Source organism: Thermogutta sp. (assembly GCF_014359955.1).
Taxonomy (GTDB): domain Bacteria; phylum Planctomycetota; class Planctomycetia; order Pirellulales; family Thermoguttaceae; genus Thermogutta.
Map to the genome: position 1 here is coordinate 1 of NZ_JACIYL010000243.1, position 5,500 is coordinate 5,500.

The window sequence follows — 5,500 nt, forward strand, 5'->3', positions numbered from 1 at the left end:
GGACCAGAGGTGTACTTTTCGCGGACACTCAATCCGGCTGCCAGAGCCGAGCGGGCACGTGCCTGCCGTGAAGAACTCAAGAAACCCGAATAGGGTAAGACCGCCGCTATAACAGTGCCCGCATGACCGCGACCGGTGACTGGGCTACACTCACGGCCAGTCTGCATATGACTTCGATAATCACAGGCGTGTCCCCAGCCTCTTTCTTTGGTAAATGTCAAAGGCGACTTTCCGGCCGGCGAAATAACGTGCCTTTGAATAGTGATGTAAAGAAGTAATGGTTCGAAGATGTTAGAAAAAGACCTGAACGACTATCCTAACGAATGACCCGGAGTATCTCTTTTCTACCAGAAGTGACGTGAGAACAGGAGACAATAACGCAACGCTATTGTCCAGCCTGCTCGGCAGCATGAGTTGCTTCCTAACCTGACTAAGGCTGCAGCGGCAGAGCAGATTCAGCTTCACGTAAAGCTTACCCTCGCAAGTGTTGCTTGTGATTACGTTGTCACTTCGACGCTCTATTGTGTGATGTGACCTGCCATTTCACTGTGCCTGCCACATTGAGGAGAGGATCCAGGCGATTCCCACGACGGTGTGTGACCATGGCGGTGCGAATACACAGTCGCTATAATACGACGGCAGACTGGCCACGGACCCAGGTTGGGAAGGCAGAACGGGACGGCGCGCAACGCCCCGATGGGGCCTTTTTCCGACTGCATGACCGCACCGCTAAACGGACCGGCTTATAAGGGCTGCAGGGTTGACAGGCTGACAAGCCCGGGTTACAGTCGTCCCATATTAAATTTGTGATGCAAACGTGAGGTGTTACGGTCTTGGTTCTGAGGCGTATTGAACAATGAGTTTAAAATCAACACATCTGCTTCCGTTGAGATCCTCTTACCAATGGCTCGCAATCGTCTTATTTTTGATCTGCTCTCCGTTGGCGTCTATCAGTTGGGGCGAGGTCCAGGGAAACAAGCCGGACCTGTGCTGGACGCTTGATCTAACGGGATACCGATGGCAAATGGAGGGTATTCGCCCCGGACAGGGTGAAATAGAGGGCTTTTACCAGCACACGTCAGAGACGGCGAGCAGTACATTCAACTGGAATGGAGCAAAAGTGCCAGGCGACGTCTATACGGACCTTTGGCGGGCAGGAGTCATTGATGATCCTCATTTTGGCCGAAACGGTATGAAGGCCAAATGGGTGATGGAATATGAGTGGTGGTACCGGACATATTTTGCGATTCCGCAACGATTGCCCGGCCAGCATTTTCGCGTCGTTTTTGATGGGGTGGATTATTCGTGCGATGTCTGGGTTAATGGTCATTATTTAGGCAAGCACGAAGGGATGGGGTCGCAGTTCGCGTTTGATATTACGGATATTGTTTATTCAGGCCCACAGGCTAGCCATAACAGCCTCGTCGTCAGATTGAATCCTCCTCCGCGGATGTACAACCGGGTGGCTGGTCGGAAGTTCGCGTGGCAGGGCGACTATTGGCGAACTCTCGTGCCGATGGGAATCTGGCAACCAGTACGAGTCTCAGCGAGCGGTGCCAAGTCAATTGCGGACGTCTATCCTCAATCCCAAATTCATGAGGACAGGTCAGCCACCGTACGGCTGGATATCTCGCTTGCCCATCACGCCCAAACATCACAGCGACTAAAGCTCCGGGCAAAGTTAAAGGGTGCCAACTTTGATGGACCGGTGTATGAGACCGAGGCGGATGTGGAGGGAGATCGTGGCCAGTTGGTCTTTCACGTGCCGAATGCACGTTTGTGGTGGCCGTGGGATCTTGGGAAACCCTACCTGTACCAAGCTGAGATCGTACTGGTCACCGATGATGGACAGGTGTGGGATCGTGTCACCACCCGCCTGGGCATCCGCGAAATTCGCATGCAACGGAATCCCGGATACGACGAGAATGAAGTGAAATATCCCTGGACAATGGTGATCAACGGAAAGCCGATCTTTCTTCGCTCCGCATGCTGGGGGGGACCGCCGGATATCTTCTATGGACGGAACAGTCCCGAGAAGTATCGCCGGCTTATTGAATTGGCACGGCAAGCAAACCTGAATAATCTGCGCATCTTTGGTTGGCATCCTACAGAGATACAGCTTTTTTATGATCTATGCGATGAATACGGGATTACGGTATGGCAGGATATTATTCCCATTGCGTCGGTTGCCTTGCCTCAGGATCCGGCGTTCCGCGATGCGACCTATGCGGAGGCGATCGCAGTCCTCAAGCGATTACGGCGGCATCCCTGTGTCGTTCTCCTGGAGGGCGGGGAGGAGTCTTTCTACGGCAAGGAGGGACTGGAATATAACGCGAGATTTCTCACGGGGCTTGGCGACGCTATTCGGCCATATACCAATCTCCCGTATGTTCCGACATCGCCTCTGAACTGGCCGCCGATTATCCATCAGCTCGGATTGGGCGGTCCCAAGGATAGTGCCCACACGCACAAGCTATTTTATTCGATTGGGGCCGTGCTCATGGAGGACGATATACCGCGATGGGACTATGCTGTCATTCCCGAGTTCGCGATAAGCTCCTGTCCGAATGTGGAAAGTATTGAACGCTTCATACCGCGAGACGAAATCTGGCCGCCCGGACCGAGTTGGGGCTATCACTGGGCCGATCTGGACGTGATGCGCTCGCTGAATCTCCAGGTGTTCGGTGACGAGCGGACACGGTCGCTTGAGGAGTTTGTTGCCGCGACCCAAATTGCACAGGGAACAATTTTTCAGTTCGGCATCGAGCATCAGCGGCGGCGAAAGCCGAAATCTTCAGCTATTTCTATTTGTCACTTTATAACCTATGCGCCAGACTTTAAATGGGGAATTGTTGACTACTTTCAAACACCAAAACGATCGTTCGATTTTGTGCGACGTGCCTACCAACCCCTTTTAGTCTCCGTCCAATACAATAAACGACGCTGGCTGCCCGGGGAAGAGTTTTCCGGAACCCTGTGGATCGTCAACGACTTTGCGCGCGACTTTGGTCCGTGCCAGTTGAACGTGAGAATTACCGGTGCGGACGGGTCGGAATGGCTGCGAAATTCTTTGGCCGTTGGTCACATTCCAGCCAGCAGTTCCCAGGCTGTGGGAGACGTGAAATGTACGGTACGTGGGCGGATCGGGGAATCTTTTCGGATAGAGGTTGAAATAATGGCCGCGGATAAAAGCGTGCTTTCGAAGAATTATTACGACCTTCTTGTTGGCGATCAGGAGAAAGCACGCGAACAGTGTGCGGAGTTCTCTGCACACTTGCGTGCGATCAAAGAGCGGTTTCTACCTGCTGATTATTACCGGTTCTATCCGGATTTAGTCGGGCCGAATGCCGCGGACAGGATCGGTGACGCACCAGCCAGAGCCTCCTTTTCAACGGCGACAGAAGGAACCGAGTGACGAGGTTGACACGACAGACGGGTTTTTTGGTGACAACCCCAAAAGACAGGATACCTTTTAATCGGCAGGAACGTATCGGGACCGGGGCTCGCTGTACCCGGGAATACGTGTTGCATTCATGTTGCAGCCCGGCCCGTGCGGGCGTCATGCCTAGGAGGTACCAGCAGCGTTTCGGGCACGAGACCGATCCCCGGTATGATGCTCAAGATCCCGTCGCCGGGCTGCCGACCTGGGAAATCACGATTGCCAATTTTCTTTCAGCGGTTGGTTGCGTCGCCGACACCGTCGGCAAATGGTATTTCGGGGAGCGCCGCACTTTGCGTCTGAATATTCTGAATTGAACCGCACTGCAGAAAATCTGCGGGCAGGTGATGCGGGCGGAGATGAAGGCCATAGACTCGCCGTCTGGTTGAGATTTCAAACGAGGGGACTATAAACTGCGCCGCCCATGGCGATTGAAACGACAGAGGCCTCCGGTGCGATGGAGTAGCAATTCGGTCCACGTGCTTTCTTTAGTCGCTGTGATTGAGTTCAACCAGTTCAGCCGGTGGGTGCACGAAAGGAAGAAGTGCGTGATTAGTGCCAGAATAATTATTCGTAGTCTGCCGCTTGTCGCGGCGTTGTGGAGTGTCTGGATTGCGTGCGCCCGAGCTGGTGAAGGATCGCGACCAAGTGGCGAGATGGAGGCGTCGCCTGTTTTCGCTGTGCGCACGCTCTATGCCCCCGGGCATTTCGGCAACAGTTATGAAGTGCTGGGCGACAACGAGATGCGGGAAATCCTCCAGGAGGCACGGTTCTGGGGATTCAATCGCTATGCCGACTGGTTTGACATGGAGGACTGCTCGGACCCGTTTTCCGGGAAAAGAGAGTATCAACTGGGGCATGCTTTGTGGGAGCGAAAAAAGGCACACTTCCTTGCCGGCCAAAAATTGGGGTTGGCGTGCGACCTGGTCATTACACCCAATCACGTCTATGTGAACCAGTGCCGTGCAGATTGGTTGGCCACCACGAACGAGAAAATTTTCGGGCAGCTCGTTTGTCCTTCCATTCCGGAAGCGCGGGCAGTCATTCTTCGGAACTACGAAAACCTTTTTGCCGACCTGGCGGCCAGTGGTGTGCGTCTTTCGGCACTGGTTGCAGCACCTTACGATTTCGGCGGCTGTGCCTGTGAGAAGTGTCGTCCGTGGATTCTCACGTTCGCGCAGTTATCTCGAGAGATTTACGAGATTGGCCGTAAGTACTATCCAAAACTGAGGATGGAGATGATTGGCTGGTGGTGGCAGCCGGAGGAACATGAATTATTCGCGACCTGGTGCGAGGAACACCATCCAGGATGGGTTGAGCAGATGTTCCTTCACATCCCATACGGGCAGACCGATGTGGCCTCCGTCCCACTGCCTGAGGGCTGTGCGCGCTCGGCGTTTGTTCATATTGGTTACGCCGACCAGGCAACTCCCCGGGATGTCTACGGCCACCTCGGTCCGGTGATTGCCCCAGCGCGGTTGGAAAAAACAGTTCATGACCTGGCTCGCCACGGCTGCCCTGGCGTGATGGCCTACTCGGAAGGCGTTTTTGACGACGTCAACAAGGCGATTCTCGCGGGTTTGGCAAGTGGTCGGTATTCCTCCACGGATGAAGTGTTACGGGAATATGCCGTGCGTTATCTTGGCGCCAGCAACGAGAATGCCGCAGAATGGGTCGCCTGGCTGAAGCTGTGGGGACGTCCGTTTGAGGTGGATGCTGCGGCGGCCGAGAAATCTTTGGAAAAGATGTTGCCCCCGTGCGGAACGGGAAATTGGCGAGCGATTCAGTGGTGGTACAAGTGCGAACTCCTCAAATACCACCACGAGGTGATGAGAGAAAGGGAGTGGACGGCAGAACGTATCGCGGCGGCCGAACATTTCTTCGCAGTTCAGGAAGAACTTCAGCGCAAAGTGTGGGGGCTGGGGCCATTGCGGCATATTTTTGCCCGCCGCTTCACGCCGTTACCCTGGTATGGCAGTTGGGCAGAGTTTCGAAAAAAGCGAGCTTCTGCCATTTCTGATCAGCAATAAGGCCGATCGTGCAAAACAGTCCGATGAAACC

The 5,500-nt window shown here is 54.3% G+C and carries 3 protein-coding genes; all 3 read left to right on the forward strand.

What is annotated here, in order from left to right:
* Positions 1 to 856 precede the first annotated feature (856 nt).
* The 3 genes from H5U08_RS09130 (at position 857) to H5U08_RS09140 (ending at position 5,469) form a co-directional block, all read left to right on the forward strand.
* On the forward strand, positions 857 to 3,415 hold the full coding sequence (locus tag H5U08_RS09130; RefSeq protein ID WP_297032354.1) for a sugar-binding domain-containing protein: 2,559 nt from the start codon (positions 857 to 859) through the stop codon (positions 3,413 to 3,415).
* Between the two features lie 146 nt (positions 3,416 to 3,561).
* Positions 3,562 to 3,756, forward strand: coding sequence for a hypothetical protein (locus H5U08_RS19840; RefSeq protein WP_366494322.1), 195 nt, complete (start codon positions 3,562 to 3,564; stop codon positions 3,754 to 3,756).
* Positions 3,757 to 3,987: 231 nt separating this feature from the next.
* Entirely contained in the window at positions 3,988 to 5,469 is a 1,482-nt protein-coding gene (locus H5U08_RS09140; protein ID WP_297032355.1) for a hypothetical protein, read from the forward strand.
* Positions 5,470 to 5,500 lie beyond the last annotated feature (31 nt).